A 12,495-nucleotide genomic window follows, 5' to 3' on the forward strand; every position below is an offset into this window, starting at 1 on the left:
TGAACACCCGGCCACTGACATCGGCGGTCGCCCGTCGCCGGTTTCGGCGGTCGGCTGCCTCAGCCGAGCAGGGCGTACACGGTGGAGGCACGGGCGGCGACGTCCTCGGAACCGTCGGCCGTCATCGTGACGTCCGCGAAGGCCATGCGGCGCCCGAGCTTGGTGATGCGGGCGTCGAGGAGTACGCCGGCGCCGAGAATCGCGCGCTGGAAGGTGGTGGACTGCTGGACGGTGGTCATCGGCCCGTACGCACCGCGTGCCGACGCGACGGCGATCACGGTGGCGGTGTCCGCGGCGGCCATGAGCGCCTGCCCGGACAGCGCGCCGCCTTCGCGGGCGAGCCGTTCGGACCAGGGCAGCCGTAGCACGGCGTGGCACTCGCCGGTCTCGACGACGGCGAGCCCGAGATCGAGCACCCAGGGTGCGAAGTTGTCGGCGAGGATCTTCTCGGCTTCGGCGAGCGTCAGCGTCATGCCCTGATGGTGCCCCGGAAATCCGCTTCCGGGTACCGCGCTACGGGGCGGTGTTGCCCAGGCCGTCAGGCCCCGGGCCCCGCCCAGAGGCCCTCGCTCGTCAGCCCCAGCAGTTCGATCGCATTACCCCGCACGATCCGCTCCACCACATCCTCCGCCAGGTGGCCCATCTGGCTCTCCCCGACCTCCTTCGACTTCGGCCACGTCGAGTCCGAGTGCGGGTAGTCCGTCTCGTACAGCACATTCCCCACCCCGATCGCGTCCAGGTTCTTCAGCCCGAACGCGTCGTCGAAGAAGCAGCCGTACACATGCTCCGTGAAGAGCTCGGACGGCGGCCGGTGGACCTTGTCCGCGACGCCGCCCCAGCCACGGTTCTCCTCCCAGACCACGTCCGCGCGCTCCAGGATGTACGGGATCCACCCGATCTGGCCCTCCGCGTACATGATCTTCAGGCCGGGGAAGCGCTCGAACTTGCCGCTCATCAGCCAGTCGACCATCGAGAAGCAGCAGTTGGCGAAGGTGATCGTCGAGCCGACGGCCGGCGGGGCGTCCGCCGACGTCGAGGGCATCTTCGAGGACGAGCCGATGTGCATCGCGATCACCGTGCCCGTCTCGTCGCAGGCCCGCAGGAAGGGGTCCCACTCGTCCGTGTGGATGGACGGGAGGCCGAGGTGCGGTGGTATCTCCGAGAAGGCCACCGCCCGTACGCCCCGCGCCGCGTTGCGGCGGACCTCCGCCGCCGCCAACTCCGCGTCCCACAGAGGGATGAGCGTGAGCGGGATGAGGCGGCCGTGCGCCTGCGGGCCGCACCACTCGTCCACCATCCAGTCGTTGTACGCGCGCACCCCCAGCAGCCCCAGCTCGCGGTCCTTCGCCTCGGCGAAGGTCTGACCGCAGAAGCGCGGGAACGTCGGGAAGCAGAGCGCCGACTGGACGTGGTTGACGTCCATGTCGGCCAGGCGCTCCGGGACGCTGTACGACCCCGCCCGCATCTGCTCGTACGTGATGACCTCGAGCTTGATCTCGTCGCGGTCGAAGCCGACCGCCGTGTCCAGCCGGGTCAGCGGCCGGTGCAGATCCTCGTACACCCACCAGTCACCTATCGGCCCGTCGTCCCCCGGCGCGCCCATCACGGGGGCGAACTTGCCGCCCATGAAGGTCATTTCCTTCAGCGGGGCCCGGACGATCCGCGGGCCGGTGTCCTGGTACTTCGACGGGAGCCGGTCCCGCCAGACGTTGGGGGGCTCCACCGTGTGGTCGTCCACCGAGATGATCTCCGGGAAGGTCTCCATGCGTTCCACGGTAGCGCCGATCTGACGATCCGTCAGCTAGTGCGGCAGGAGCCGGGCTCGACTCCGGGCAACTATAAACCTCGTCTATACACAGTGTGTATAGTGCGACGCGCACGGTCGACCAGCGGCAGATCGCCGCATTCCGTGCGCCTGCCATCCACCGAGGGGGATATTCGCCATGCCCAAAAAGGCCATGCCCAAAAGGACCGTCGCCGCGGCCGTCGCCGCCCTCGCGCTCACGCTCACCGGCTGCTCCCTGGACACCACCTCACCCGGCGCCGCCCGGGACCAGGCCGGCAAGGCCGGACCCGACGCCAAACCGCTGACGGCGCACGGCGGCGTCGACTGCGAAAAGGCCAAGTGCATAGCCCTCACCTTCGACGCCGGGCCCGGCAAGGACACCCCGCAACTGCTCGACACCCTGAAGGCGAAGAAGGTTCACGCAACCTTCTTCCTGCTCGGCAAGAACCATGTCCTCAAGCACCCCGACGTCGTACGCCGTATCGCCGACGAGGGTCACGAGGTCGCCAACCACACCTGGTCGCACCGCCGTCTCGACGAGCTGAGCACCGACGAGATACGCGACGAGCTCTCCCGTAACCAGGACGCCATAGCGAAGATCACCGGCCGCAAGCCCACCCTGATGCGCCCGCCGCAGGGCCGGATCAACGACGATGTCACCGACGTCAGCAGGGAGCTCGGCCTCGCCCAGATCCTGTGGAGCGCCACCGCCAAGGACTACTCCACCACCGACTCCGAGCTCATCAAGAGCCGGATACTCGACCAGGCCGGACGCGACGGCATCATCCTGCTGCACGACATATACGACGGGACCGTGCCGGCCGTCCCCGGGATCATCGACGAGCTGAAGAAGCGCGGCTACGCCTTCGTCACCGTGCCCGAGCTGCTCGCGCCCGGAAAGGCCAACCCGGGTGAGGTGTACCGCCCCTGACCACCGCCCTCTCACAAAGATCACACACAACCGTTACCGGCGCGGGTTAGCACGCAGCCGGGCAGGGGCAGGGGCGAGGAGGAAGTGCCCCTCTGCTGACGGGGCCACCATGCACAGGGCAGACTGTCGAGGGCGATTCCGGCAGTACGGGGGCAGGGGGCAGCTATGGACCGTGACAGCGGGCCACGCGTACCGGAGCAGCGTGCTCCGGCGCAGAGCGGCGTCAGCGAACTGCGCTTCAGCGTGCTCGGCCCGGTACGCGCGTGGCGCGGCGGGGAGAGCCTGCCGTCCGGATCACCGCAGCAACGCGCCCTGCTGGCCGCGCTACTGCTCCGCGACGGCCGTACCGCGACCGCCTCCGAGCTGATCGACGCGATCTGGGGCGAGGACCCGCCCTCGCAAGCGCTCGCCGCGGTCCGCACGTACGCGTCCCGGCTGCGCAAGGTGCTCTCCGTGAACGCCCTGGTCAGCGAGTCGGGCGGCTATGCCATACGGGTCAGGCGCGATGCTCTCGACCTCGCGGTGGCACAGGAGTTGGCCACCGAGGCGGAGAAGTCCCGTGCCGCCGGGGACCGCGGCCAGGCCCGCGTGCTCATCAACCAGTCGCTGGGCCTGTGGGACGGCGAGCCACTGGCCAATGTGCCCGGGCCGTACGCCGAGAACCACCGGGCCCGCCTCGAGGAGTGGCGGCTCCAGCTCCTGGAGACCCGGCTCGACCTCGACCTGGAGGTCGGCAACCATGCGGAGGCGGTCTCTGAGCTGACCGCGCTCACCGCCGGGCACCCGCTGCGTGAGCGACTGCGCGAGCTGCTGATGCTGGCCCTGTACCGCAGCGGGCGGCAGGCCGAGGCGCTCGCCGTGTACGCGGACACCCGACGGCTGCTCGCCGAGGAGCTGGGCGTCGACCCGCGGCCCGAACTCGCCCGGCTGCAGCAGCGCATTCTGCAGGCCGACGCGGAGCTGGCCCGCCCCAGCGAAGAGCCCGCCCCCGCCCCGCAGGTCACCAGGCCCGCCCAACTTCCGGCCACCGTCCCGGACTTCACCGGACGTGCCTCCTTCGTACGCGAACTGGGCGGCCAGCTCGCCACCGCCGAGCGCTCGGTGATGGCCGTCTCGGCGCTCGCGGGCATCGGCGGTGTCGGCAAGACGACCCTCGCGGTCCATGTGGCGCACGAGGCGCGCCCGCACTTCCCGGACGGCCAGCTCTACGTCGACCTCCAGGGCGCGGGCAGCCGTGCCACCGAGCCCGAGACCGTACTCGGGGCCTTCCTGCGCGCGCTCGGCACCCCGGACTCCGCGATTCCGGAGACCCTGGACGAACGGGCCGCGCTCTACCGCTCGACGCTGGACGGCCGCCGCATCCTGGTCCTCCTCGACAACGCGCGCGACGCAGCGCAGATCCGCCCCCTGCTGCCCGGTACGGCGGGCTGCGCGGCCCTGGTCACCAGCCGCGTCCGGATGGTCGACCTGGCAGGCGCGCACCTCGTCGACATCGATGTGATGTCGCCGGAGGAGGCTCTGCAGCTGTTCACCCGGATCGTCGGCGAGGAGCGGGTCACCTCCGAGCGCAAAGATGCCCTGGATGTGGTCGCGGCCTGCGGTTTCCTTCCCCTCGCGATCCGTATCGCGGCATCCCGGCTGGCCGCCCGCCGCACCTGGACGGTCTCCGTCCTGGCCGCGAAGCTCGCGGACGAGCGCCGCCGCCTGGACGAACTCCAGGCCGGAGACCTCGCGGTGAAGGCCACCTTCGAACTGGGCTACGGCCAGCTGGAGCCGGCACAGGCCCGCGCCTTCCGCCTCCTCGGCCTCGCCGACGGCCCGGACATCTCGCTCGCCGCGGCCGCCGCGATGCTCGACCTGCCGGTCCAGGAGACGGAGGACCTGCTGGAGGCGCTGGTCGACACGTCCCTGCTGGAGTCGGCGGCGCCGGGGCGGTACCGGTACCACGACCTCGTACGGCTCTACGCGCGTGCGTGCGCCGAAAGGGACGAACAGCCTCCACAGGAGACGGGGTTGGCGCTGTCGCGACTGCTCGACTTCTATCTGGCGACGACCGCGAAGGTGTACGCGAGCGAGCGCCCGGGCGACCGGCTGGTCGCCCATCTGGAGCCGACCGGCCACGCGGGGCTCGAGTTCACCGACCGGCAGGACGCGCAGGACTGGTTCTACGCGGAGGCGCACTGCCTCCTGGCCTGTGCCCGGCAGGCTGCCGGTGGGGCGGCTCGGCTCCGGCCCGCCGTCGATCTGCTGTGGGCGGCACAGGATCTGGCGGAGTCCGGCGCCAACTCCAAGGTGTACGAGGCCGTCGCCTTCGCGGCGCTCGAAGCGGCACGCGCCGTCGGTGACGCCCGCGCCGAGGGGCGCGCACGGACTTCGGTGACCAATGTCCATCTGGTGGCGGGCCGTTACGAGGAGGCGGACGAGGAGGCCAAGCAGGCGGCCGTGCTCGCGCGAGGCGCGCAGGACCCGGCGCCCGTGTACTGGTCCGACAACGACCGCGGCATCATCGCCTTCATACAGGGGCGCAACGAAGAGGCCGAGGCACACCTGGGCCGGGCGAGGGAAGGGTCACGGGCCGACGGGAATCTGCCCGGAGAGGCCAGCGCCCTGTGCAACCTCTCACGCATCCACGTCGCCATGGGCCGCACCGCGCAGGGCATCGCACTGGCCGAGCAGGGCATCGCGATGTACGACCGGATCGGACACCCGCTCCGGCTGGCCAACGCGCGCTACGCCCTGGGGGTCGCGCTCACCCAGGCCGGGCGTCACACCGAGGCGCTGGAGCAACTGGCCGAGGCGCTGGACCGGTTCGAGGCGAACCGGCAGCGCCTGTGGGAGGGGACCACGCATTTCCGCATCGCGCAGGCCCACCTCTCGGCCCGCCGCGCCGCGCGGGCGGCCCAGCATGCCGAGCAGGCGCTCGCCATCGGATGCATCGGCGGTGACCGGATCCGGGCGAATGTGCTGGTCACCCTGGGCAAGGCGCTGGACAGCCTCGGCCAGGCGGACCGGGCGCGTGCCTGCTGGCGAGAGGCGCTGCTGCTGCACGAGCAGTCGGGCGCCCCGGAGGCCGAGGAAGTACGGGAGTTGCTCGCTCCCCTCAGCGGCGCGGCCTGACAACTCCGGGCCAGGGCGTTCATCGATTGTTTATGCTCGTCCGACATGCTCTAGAGCATTCGATCCGTCGCGTCGGGGGGCAGGCGGATCACGGGACCGTCACCTCAGCGGGGGGCGACAGGTCCACTGGCCTTCTGTCCGGCGACCCTCGGGGGAGTCTCCGGGCAGAAGGCCACATTCGGTCATGTCGAGCAATCCCATGGGGGACAGCATGAGCAGCAAGAAGAAGCCAGAAGAGATCACCACACTGGGCGACCACCACGCGCCCGTGCCGCCGCAGCTCCTGGGCGACGGTGAGGTCACGACGCTGGGCGACCACCACGCGCCCGCGCCGCCGCAGCTCCTGGGCGACGGTGAGGTCACGACGCTGGGCGACCACCACGCGCCCGCGCCGCCGGCCGACGGCACCATCACCACACTGGGCGACCACCACGCGCCCGTGCCGCCGCAGCTCCTGGGCGACGGTGGGGCCACCACCCAGGGTGACCACCACGCGCCGGTCCCGCCCAAGGGCTGATCAGGACTCCTCACTACGGGGTGCGGCCGCGGCGGCGCGGAGGGGAGCCGCCGCGGCCGCGGCATGTCCGGGGCCGGTCGGCCGGGCCGGTCAGCCGCCCGCCCGCGTCCGGGCCGGGCAGCCACCGCGTCCGGCCCCGGGCCGGTCAGCCACCGCGTCCGGTCCGGCAGGCCACCGCCCGTGCTCGTCAGGCTCGTTGTCGCGACCGCAGCTCCGTCTTCAGGACCTTCCCGCTCGCGTTCCGCGGCAGTTCGCTCACGAACTCGACCTCCCTCGGGACCTTGTAGTTCGCCATCTCCCGCCGCGACCAGGCGATCAGATCGTCCGCCGTGAGCGTCGAGCCCCTGTGCCGTACCGCATACGCCTTGCCCACCTCGCCGAGCCGCGCGTCGGGGACCCCGATGACCGCCACATCCGCCACGTCCGGGTGCAGGCCCAGCAGTTGCTCGATCTCCGCCGGGTAGGCGTTGAAGCCGCCGACGATGAACATGTCCTTGATCCGATCGGTGATACGGAGATTGCCCCCCTCGTCCAGAACGCCGACGTCGCCCGTACGCAGCCAGCCGTCCTCGGTGATCGCCTTCGCCGTCTCCTCCGGGTCCTCGAAGTAGCCCTGCATCACATGGTGTCCACGTACCAGAACCTCGCCCGGTTCACCGGCGGCGGCCGCCACACGGACCTCGGTGCCGGGGATCGCACGGCCCGAGGTGGTCGCGATCGTCTCCGGGGAGTCGCCACGGCGGCACATGGTGACGATGCCGCTCGCCTCGGAGAGGCCGTACGCGGTCAGCACCGTGGCGATGCGCAGCTCACTGCGCAGCCGCTCCACCAGCTGGAGCGGTACGACCGCCGCGCCGGTGACCACAAGGCGCAGCGCGGACAGGTCGTGCTGGTCGCGGGCCGGGTGGTCGAGCAGCGACTGGTGCAGGGTCGGCGGTCCTGGCAGCACCGAGATACGTTCGGACGCGATGTTCGCCAGGACCGTGTCCACATTGAAGACAGGCTGCGGCACCATCGTCGCGCCCCGCGTCAGACAGGCGATGATGCCCGCCTTGTAGCCGAAGGTGTGGAAGAAGGGGTTCACGATCAGATAGCGGTCGCCCTCGCGCAGTCCCGCGAGGTCGCTCCACACGTCGTAGCAGCGCAGCGTCTGCGCATGGGTGATGACCGCACCCTTGGGACGGCCGGTGGTGCCCGAGGTGAAGATGATGTCGGAGAGGGCCGAGGAGTCGATCGAGTCGGCCCGGGTGCGGACTTGTGCCGATGTGACGCCGTCGCCGCCCGCCAGGAAGTCCTTCCAGGTACGGAAGTCCTCGGGCGCGCTGTCGGCGAGCACCACGACCTGCTCCAGGTGCGGCAGGTCCACCTCCGCGCGGCGCAGGGACGCGACGTACGAGGTGCCGAGGAAGGTGCCGGTGACGAAGAGCAGTCTGGCCCGGCTGCGCTGGAGTACGTACGCGGCCTCCGTGCCCTTGAAACGGGTGTTCAGCGGCACCAGCACCGCACCGGCCGTGACCGCGCCGAGCGCCGAGACGATCCAGTCGAGGGTGTTCGGGGCCCAGATGGCGACCCGGTCGCCCGGTTCGATGCCCGAAGCCATACAGGCGGCGGCGGCCCGTTCGACCCGCTCGCCCAGTTCGGCGTACGAGACACGGGTGCGGCCATCGACGACGGCCTCCCGCTGCCCGTACCGTCCGGCAGCGCTCCGCACCAGCTTCGGGATGGTGCCCCACTCCAGGTCGCCGCGCATCGCAAGCCCTCCCACCACAGTAGCTGACTACCCGTCAGATTAGCTGTACTCTCCCCCTCATGGCGAGCCTCAAGGACGCAACCGCGATAGCCGGGATAGGGCAGACCGCCTTCGCGAAACACCTCCCCGAATCCGAGAAGACCCTGGCCTGCCGGGCCATCGTCGCCGCGCTCGACGACGCCGGCATCGACCCTTCCGAGGTCGACGGCTTCGCCTCGTACACGATGGAGGAGACGGACGAGGTCGAGATCGCGAAGTCCATCGGCGCCGGAGACGTGACCTTCTTCTCCAAGGTCGGCTACGGCGGCGGCGGTTCCTGCGCCACCGTCGCCCATCTCGCCGCGGCGATCGCGACGGGCCAGGCGAGCGTGGGGGTCGCCTGGCGCTCACGCAAACGCGGATCGGGCCCAAGGCCCTGGAAGAACACGGCCGTTCAGCTGCCGACCCCCGGCCAGTGGACCCGGCCCTTCGGACTGCTGCGCCCCGCCGACGAGATCGGCATGCTGACGCGGCGCTATATGCACGAGTACGGCGCCACCCGCGACCATCTCTTCAACGTCGCCCTCGCCTGCCGCAACCGCGCCAACCAGAACCCCGCCGCGGTGATGTACGAACGGCCGCTGACCCGCGACATGTATATGACCGCGCGCTGGATCAGCGAGCCGCTCTGCCTCTTCGACAACTGCCTGGAGACGGATGGCGCGCTGGCCTGCGTGATCGTGAGCGCCGAGCGCGCCCGCGACTGCCGCCACCGGCCGGTCTACGTCCACTCCGCAGCCCAGGGCCTGCCCGCCCAGCACCACGGAATGGTCAACTACTGGAACGACGATCCGCTCACCGGACCCGCCTGGACGGCGGCCCGCCAGCTGTGGAAGACCGCCGACTTCGGGCCGCAGGACGTCGATGTGGCGCAGATCTACGACGCGTTCACCCCGCTCGTACCGCTCTCCCTGGAGGGCTACGGCTTCTGCGGGAGGGGCGAGGGCGCGGCGTTCACCGAGGGCGGCGCGCTGGAGACCGGCGGCCAGCTGCCCCTGAACACGGGGGGCGGCGGGCTGAGCGAGGCGTACGTACACGGCTTCAACCTCATCAACGAGGGCGTGAAGCAGCTGCGCGGCATCTCCACCGCACAGGTCCCGGACGCCGCGACCTGCCTGGTCACCGCGGGCGAGGGTGTGCCCACTTCGGCCGTACTGCTGAGGAGTTGAGATGCTCACACCGGTTGTCGACGAGGACGGCGCACCCTTCTGGGAGTACGCCGCCGAGGGCGAACTCCGCGTTCAGGCCTGCGCCCCCTGTGGCGAGCTGCGCTTTCCGCCCCGGCCCTGCTGCCCGCACTGCCAGTCCTTCGACAGCGAGTGGCTCAGGATGAGCGGGCGCGGCCGCATCTGGTCGTACGTCGTTCCGCATCCGCCGCTGCTGCCCGCGTACGCCGCCCTGGCCCCGTACAACGCGGTCGTCGTCGAGCTACTGGACGCCCCCCGCATCCGGCTGGCCGGCAATGTGGTCGCAGCGCCGGACGCCCCCCTGAACTCCGTCGACCCGGCGCGGCTGCGCATCGGCGCGGGGGTAAGGGTGGCGTTCACCCGGCTCGGTGACATCACTGTGCCGCGCTGGCTGCTGGAGCGCTCATGAGTCTGCGCATCGACAGCGACAAGAAGACGGGCGTCGCGCTGGTCACGCTCGACCGGCCGGAGAAGCACAACGCGATCGATCTGGAGACAGCGGCCGAACTGACCGCCGTCTGGCAGGAGTTCCGCCGCGACGATGCCGTACGAGCCGTGGTGGTGACCGGCGCGGGCAGCAAGGCGTTCTGCACCGGCATCGACCGCTCGGTCCAGGTGCCGCAGCCCTCGTCCCCGTATTCGATCGACGATCCGCTGATCGCGATCGGGCCGAAGGCGAACGACCTGTGGAAGCCGGTGATCGCGGCCGTGGAGGGGATGGCCTGCGGCGGGGCGTTCTATCTGCTCGGCGAGAGCGAGTTCGTGGTGGCCTCGCGTGAGGCGACGTTCTTCGACCCGCATACGACGTACGGCATGGTCAGCGCGTACGAGACGATCTACCTGGCGCAGCGGATGCCGTTCGGCGAGGTGGCGCGGATGGCGCTGATGGGGACGGCGGAACGGATCTCGGCCCAGCGGGCCTACGAGACGGGCCTGGTCTCGGAGTTGACCGAACCGGGCGAGGCGGCGGCGGCCGCGCTGCGGGCCGCGGCGGTGGTGGCGTCGTACCCGACGGAGGCGGTGCAGGGGACGGTACGGGCGGTGTGGGCGTCGCGGGAGGCGGCGAGGACGCAGGCGCTGGGGCATGCGCCGCACTTGATTGCGCTCGGGAACGTGGCGCGGGAGCGGCAGGCGGAGCGGTTTGCGGGGCGCCGGGGCGGGGGCGGGTACCGGTTGCGGTGACTTTCCCCTACCCGCCCCTTCCCGAACTGGGGGCAAGCCCCCAGACCTCCGTACGCCCTTCGGGCGTTGTCCTCAATCGCCGGACGGGCTTGATTTTCCCCCCGGTTCGGCCTGAATCTTCAGGCCGACCGGCGGAAATCAAGCCCCGCCGGCGTTTGAGGCGCGGGGCCCGGGGCAGAGCCCCGGGTCAGGCGGAGGTGCGGCTCGCGCTGATTACTTCGCACTTCTTGTACTCGGAGCCGTCGCCAGATCCCGTGTACGGCGTCGTCGCCACGCTCGTCTCCGACGCACCCGCCGCGACCTTGAGGTCGTTCACCTTCGCGATCGCCGTGTTCACGCTCTCGCCGAGGTCGCCCTTGAACTGCAGGCTCACGTCGTAGTCGTACGTCAGCGAGTCATTGTTCGTGACAGTGATCTTCGCGGTGAGGTTCTTGCCCGAGGCGTCCAGCTTGCACTCGTCGATCCTGACGTCCCGCTCCGCCTTGTTGGCGCTGGAGCCACCCGTCACCGAGCCCGTCGAACCGCCGGACGTGGTGGTGTCGTTGTCGTGGCTGCCACCGCTGCTGCTACTGCTGCTTCCATTGTTGCTGCTCCCGCCGCAGCTGCCGCCGTGGGAGCCGCGGGCTCCGGTCAGGGCGACGATCGCGATGCCGAAGACGGCGATGGCGCGGACATGACGAATCTTCACGTTTCAACCCCCGTTGAACGTATGAGTGAATGGCTCGCTTTGACGAGCGCACGTCACACTAGCAGCGCCTGATCTCTGCCACCGCCGACTCAGTCGTCGAGCAGGGCGTCGGCTTCGCACTTCTTCACGCGCGACACCTTCTTGGGGCTCTGCATCCTGACCGTGACGGTTTCGGTCTCCCCGCCGTCCAGCGTGACCTTGGTGTAACCGCGGTCGACGACATCGCCCACGGCGTCCAGGAACACCACGTCGACCTCGTACTGATGCGCCACCGAGGAGTCCGAGACGACCTTCACCGTGGCCGACGTATCCGCCTTGCGCTTGCCGCGGCCCTTCTTCACGCAGTCGACCACATACGCCTGGGCGGCGCCGCTCTCCGTCGCGGTGGGGGTGGGGTCGTCGGTGTACGTGTCCGAACCGGAGGAGGAGCCGGAGGAGCTGTAGTCGTCATCGTCGTAGTCGCGGTAGCCGCTGTTCGACTTCTTGGAGCTGGAGCAGCCGCCTCCGCCGCTGCCCTTCGACCCGCTCTTTCCGCCCCTGCCCTTGCCGCCCGATGACGAGCTCGAGAAGCCGGTCAGCGCGAGCACCACAACGACAAGTACGGCCGCGAGCTTGAGACGTCGGCGCACCATGGCCACTCTCCCCCTGGAACTGAGGTACTTGATGTACCTGACAACCGCGCGACACCGTAGCAGTCGCGAATCAGGCGCGGCCGGGCGGGGATTGGTCCCCGGGGTGCGTCGGGGGCCCGTCCAGCCTGGGAGCGGTGTGAGGCTCGGTCTCCGGCGGCTCTCTGCGGATCCGGCCGCTCATCACGACCGCGGCAACAAGCAACAGCAAACCGCCGCCGACTGCGCATGCAACTCCGTCACCGAGGCCACCGCCGTCGCCGCCGACGGTCAGGGTGCCTGCCTCCTGGCCCAGGCGGACCATCCACAGCAAGGTGAAGCCGAGCACGATCACCCCGGAGAGCGCGACCAGCAGCCGCGAGCGCAGGACAAGGCCGATCAGCGTCACGAGGGCCGCGAAGGCGAACGGCAGGAGAATCGAGACGATCAGTTCGGGCTTGGTCTCGGTGATGCCGGTGAACAGGTCCTGGACGCGGTAGTAGCGCCCGTGACGGCCGTCGTACCAGGCACGGAAGGGGCTCCATACGGCGGCCGCCGCTCCGATGAGAGCGAGGATCGAGCCGATGATGTTGCGTGTCATCGTCGGCCTCCCTGGGTACGCCGCGCTCTCGATCACGACGCTACGCCCGGGGGATGGGCCCCGCCATCGGGCGCCGGAAGGGCCCGGGA

The 12,495-nt window shown here is 70.3% G+C and carries 12 protein-coding genes; 6 read left to right on the forward strand and 6 right to left on the reverse strand.

Annotation, left to right across the window (positions count from 1 at the left end):
• Positions 1 to 59: 59 nt before the first annotated feature.
• Together ACH492_RS15910 and ACH492_RS15915 are read right to left on the reverse strand one after the other, a co-directional pair.
• Positions 60 to 473: a PaaI family thioesterase gene (locus tag ACH492_RS15910; RefSeq protein ID WP_398986822.1), complete on the reverse strand. Its 414-nt coding sequence runs from the start codon at positions 471 to 473 to the stop codon at positions 60 to 62.
• Between the two features lie 65 nt (positions 474 to 538).
• On the reverse strand, positions 539 to 1,765 hold the full coding sequence (locus ACH492_RS15915; protein ID WP_398986824.1) for an amidohydrolase family protein: 1,227 nt from the start codon (positions 1,763 to 1,765) through the stop codon (positions 539 to 541).
• Between the two features lie 178 nt (positions 1,766 to 1,943).
• Between ACH492_RS15915 and ACH492_RS15920 the strand changes: the two genes are divergently transcribed.
• The 3 genes from ACH492_RS15920 to ACH492_RS15930 all read left to right on the forward strand — a co-directional run bounded on the left by ACH492_RS15920 (position 1,944) and on the right by ACH492_RS15930 (position 6,351).
• Positions 1,944 to 2,717 (forward strand): polysaccharide deacetylase family protein, encoded by a 774-nt coding sequence (locus ACH492_RS15920; RefSeq protein ID WP_398986826.1) that lies wholly within the window; start codon positions 1,944 to 1,946, stop codon positions 2,715 to 2,717.
• 165 nt (positions 2,718 to 2,882) lie between these two features.
• Positions 2,883 to 5,834 (forward strand): AfsR/SARP family transcriptional regulator, encoded by a 2,952-nt coding sequence (locus ACH492_RS15925; RefSeq protein ID WP_398986828.1) that lies wholly within the window; start codon positions 2,883 to 2,885, stop codon positions 5,832 to 5,834.
• A 211-nt stretch (positions 5,835 to 6,045) separates the two neighbouring features.
• Entirely contained in the window at positions 6,046 to 6,351 is a 306-nt protein-coding gene (locus ACH492_RS15930; protein WP_398986830.1) for a hypothetical protein, read from the forward strand.
• Between the two features lie 187 nt (positions 6,352 to 6,538).
• Here ACH492_RS15930 and ACH492_RS15935 read toward each other — a convergent pair whose 3' ends face one another.
• Positions 6,539 to 8,101, reverse strand: a complete 1,563-nt coding sequence (locus ACH492_RS15935; protein ID WP_398986832.1) for a FadD3 family acyl-CoA ligase — start codon at positions 8,099 to 8,101, stop codon at positions 6,539 to 6,541.
• Between the two features lie 59 nt (positions 8,102 to 8,160).
• Between ACH492_RS15935 and ACH492_RS15940 the strand changes: the two genes are divergently transcribed.
• The 3 genes from ACH492_RS15940 to ACH492_RS15950 are packed head-to-tail and all read left to right on the forward strand — an operon-like array spanning position 8,161 to position 10,509.
• Positions 8,161 to 9,309, forward strand: coding sequence for a lipid-transfer protein (locus ACH492_RS15940; protein WP_398986834.1), 1,149 nt, complete (start codon positions 8,161 to 8,163; stop codon positions 9,307 to 9,309).
• A 1-nt stretch (position 9,310) separates the two neighbouring features.
• The gene (locus tag ACH492_RS15945; RefSeq protein ID WP_398986836.1) at positions 9,311 to 9,736 is read left to right on the forward strand and encodes a Zn-ribbon domain-containing OB-fold protein; all 426 of its coding nucleotides are present in this window, start codon (positions 9,311 to 9,313) and stop codon (positions 9,734 to 9,736) included.
• A complete protein-coding gene (locus ACH492_RS15950; RefSeq protein ID WP_398986838.1) occupies positions 9,733 to 10,509 on the forward strand; it encodes an enoyl-CoA hydratase/isomerase family protein in 777 nt (258 codons plus the stop codon). Before ACH492_RS15945 ends, ACH492_RS15950 begins: the two co-directional genes overlap by 4 nt.
• 187 nt (positions 10,510 to 10,696) lie before the next feature.
• On the opposite strand, the gene ACH492_RS15955 is transcribed toward ACH492_RS15950, so the two are convergent.
• The 3 genes from ACH492_RS15955 to ACH492_RS15965 form a co-directional block, all read right to left on the reverse strand.
• Positions 10,697 to 11,197, reverse strand: a complete 501-nt coding sequence (locus ACH492_RS15955; RefSeq protein WP_398986840.1) for a hypothetical protein — start codon at positions 11,195 to 11,197, stop codon at positions 10,697 to 10,699.
• A gap of 89 nt (positions 11,198 to 11,286) precedes the next feature.
• Positions 11,287 to 11,829 carry a hypothetical protein gene (locus ACH492_RS15960; RefSeq protein WP_398986842.1) on the reverse strand — a complete coding sequence of 181 codons (543 nt, stop codon included), beginning with the start codon at positions 11,827 to 11,829 and terminating at the stop codon, positions 11,287 to 11,289.
• Positions 11,830 to 11,899: 70 nt separating this feature from the next.
• Positions 11,900 to 12,406, reverse strand: a complete 507-nt coding sequence (locus ACH492_RS15965; RefSeq protein ID WP_398986844.1) for a hypothetical protein — start codon at positions 12,404 to 12,406, stop codon at positions 11,900 to 11,902.
• Between the last annotated feature and the right edge of the window lie 89 nt (positions 12,407 to 12,495).

Origin of the sequence: Streptomyces sp. NPDC019443 (genome assembly GCF_044389785.1) — a bacterium.
GTDB lineage: Bacteria > Actinomycetota > Actinomycetes > Streptomycetales > Streptomycetaceae > Streptomyces.

Coding starts and splice junctions, on each gene's coding strand:
- ACH492_RS15910 (WP_398986822.1), bottom strand. CDS start 473: ATGACGCTGACGCTCGCCGAAGCCGAGAAGATCCTCGCCGACAACTTC.
- ACH492_RS15915 (WP_398986824.1), bottom strand. CDS start 1,765: ATGGAGACCTTCCCGGAGATCATCTCGGTGGACGACCACACGGTGGAG.
- ACH492_RS15920 (WP_398986826.1), top strand. CDS start 1,944: ATGCCCAAAAAGGCCATGCCCAAAAGGACCGTCGCCGCGGCCGTCGCC.
- ACH492_RS15925 (WP_398986828.1), top strand. CDS start 2,883: ATGGACCGTGACAGCGGGCCACGCGTACCGGAGCAGCGTGCTCCGGCG.
- ACH492_RS15930 (WP_398986830.1), top strand. CDS start 6,046: ATGAGCAGCAAGAAGAAGCCAGAAGAGATCACCACACTGGGCGACCAC.
- ACH492_RS15935 (WP_398986832.1), bottom strand. CDS start 8,101: ATGCGCGGCGACCTGGAGTGGGGCACCATCCCGAAGCTGGTGCGGAGC.
- ACH492_RS15940 (WP_398986834.1), top strand. CDS start 8,161: ATGGCGAGCCTCAAGGACGCAACCGCGATAGCCGGGATAGGGCAGACC.
- ACH492_RS15945 (WP_398986836.1), top strand. CDS start 9,311: ATGCTCACACCGGTTGTCGACGAGGACGGCGCACCCTTCTGGGAGTAC.
- ACH492_RS15950 (WP_398986838.1), top strand. CDS start 9,733: ATGAGTCTGCGCATCGACAGCGACAAGAAGACGGGCGTCGCGCTGGTC.
- ACH492_RS15960 (WP_398986842.1), bottom strand. CDS start 11,829: ATGGTGCGCCGACGTCTCAAGCTCGCGGCCGTACTTGTCGTTGTGGTG.
- ACH492_RS15965 (WP_398986844.1), bottom strand. CDS start 12,406: ATGACACGCAACATCATCGGCTCGATCCTCGCTCTCATCGGAGCGGCG.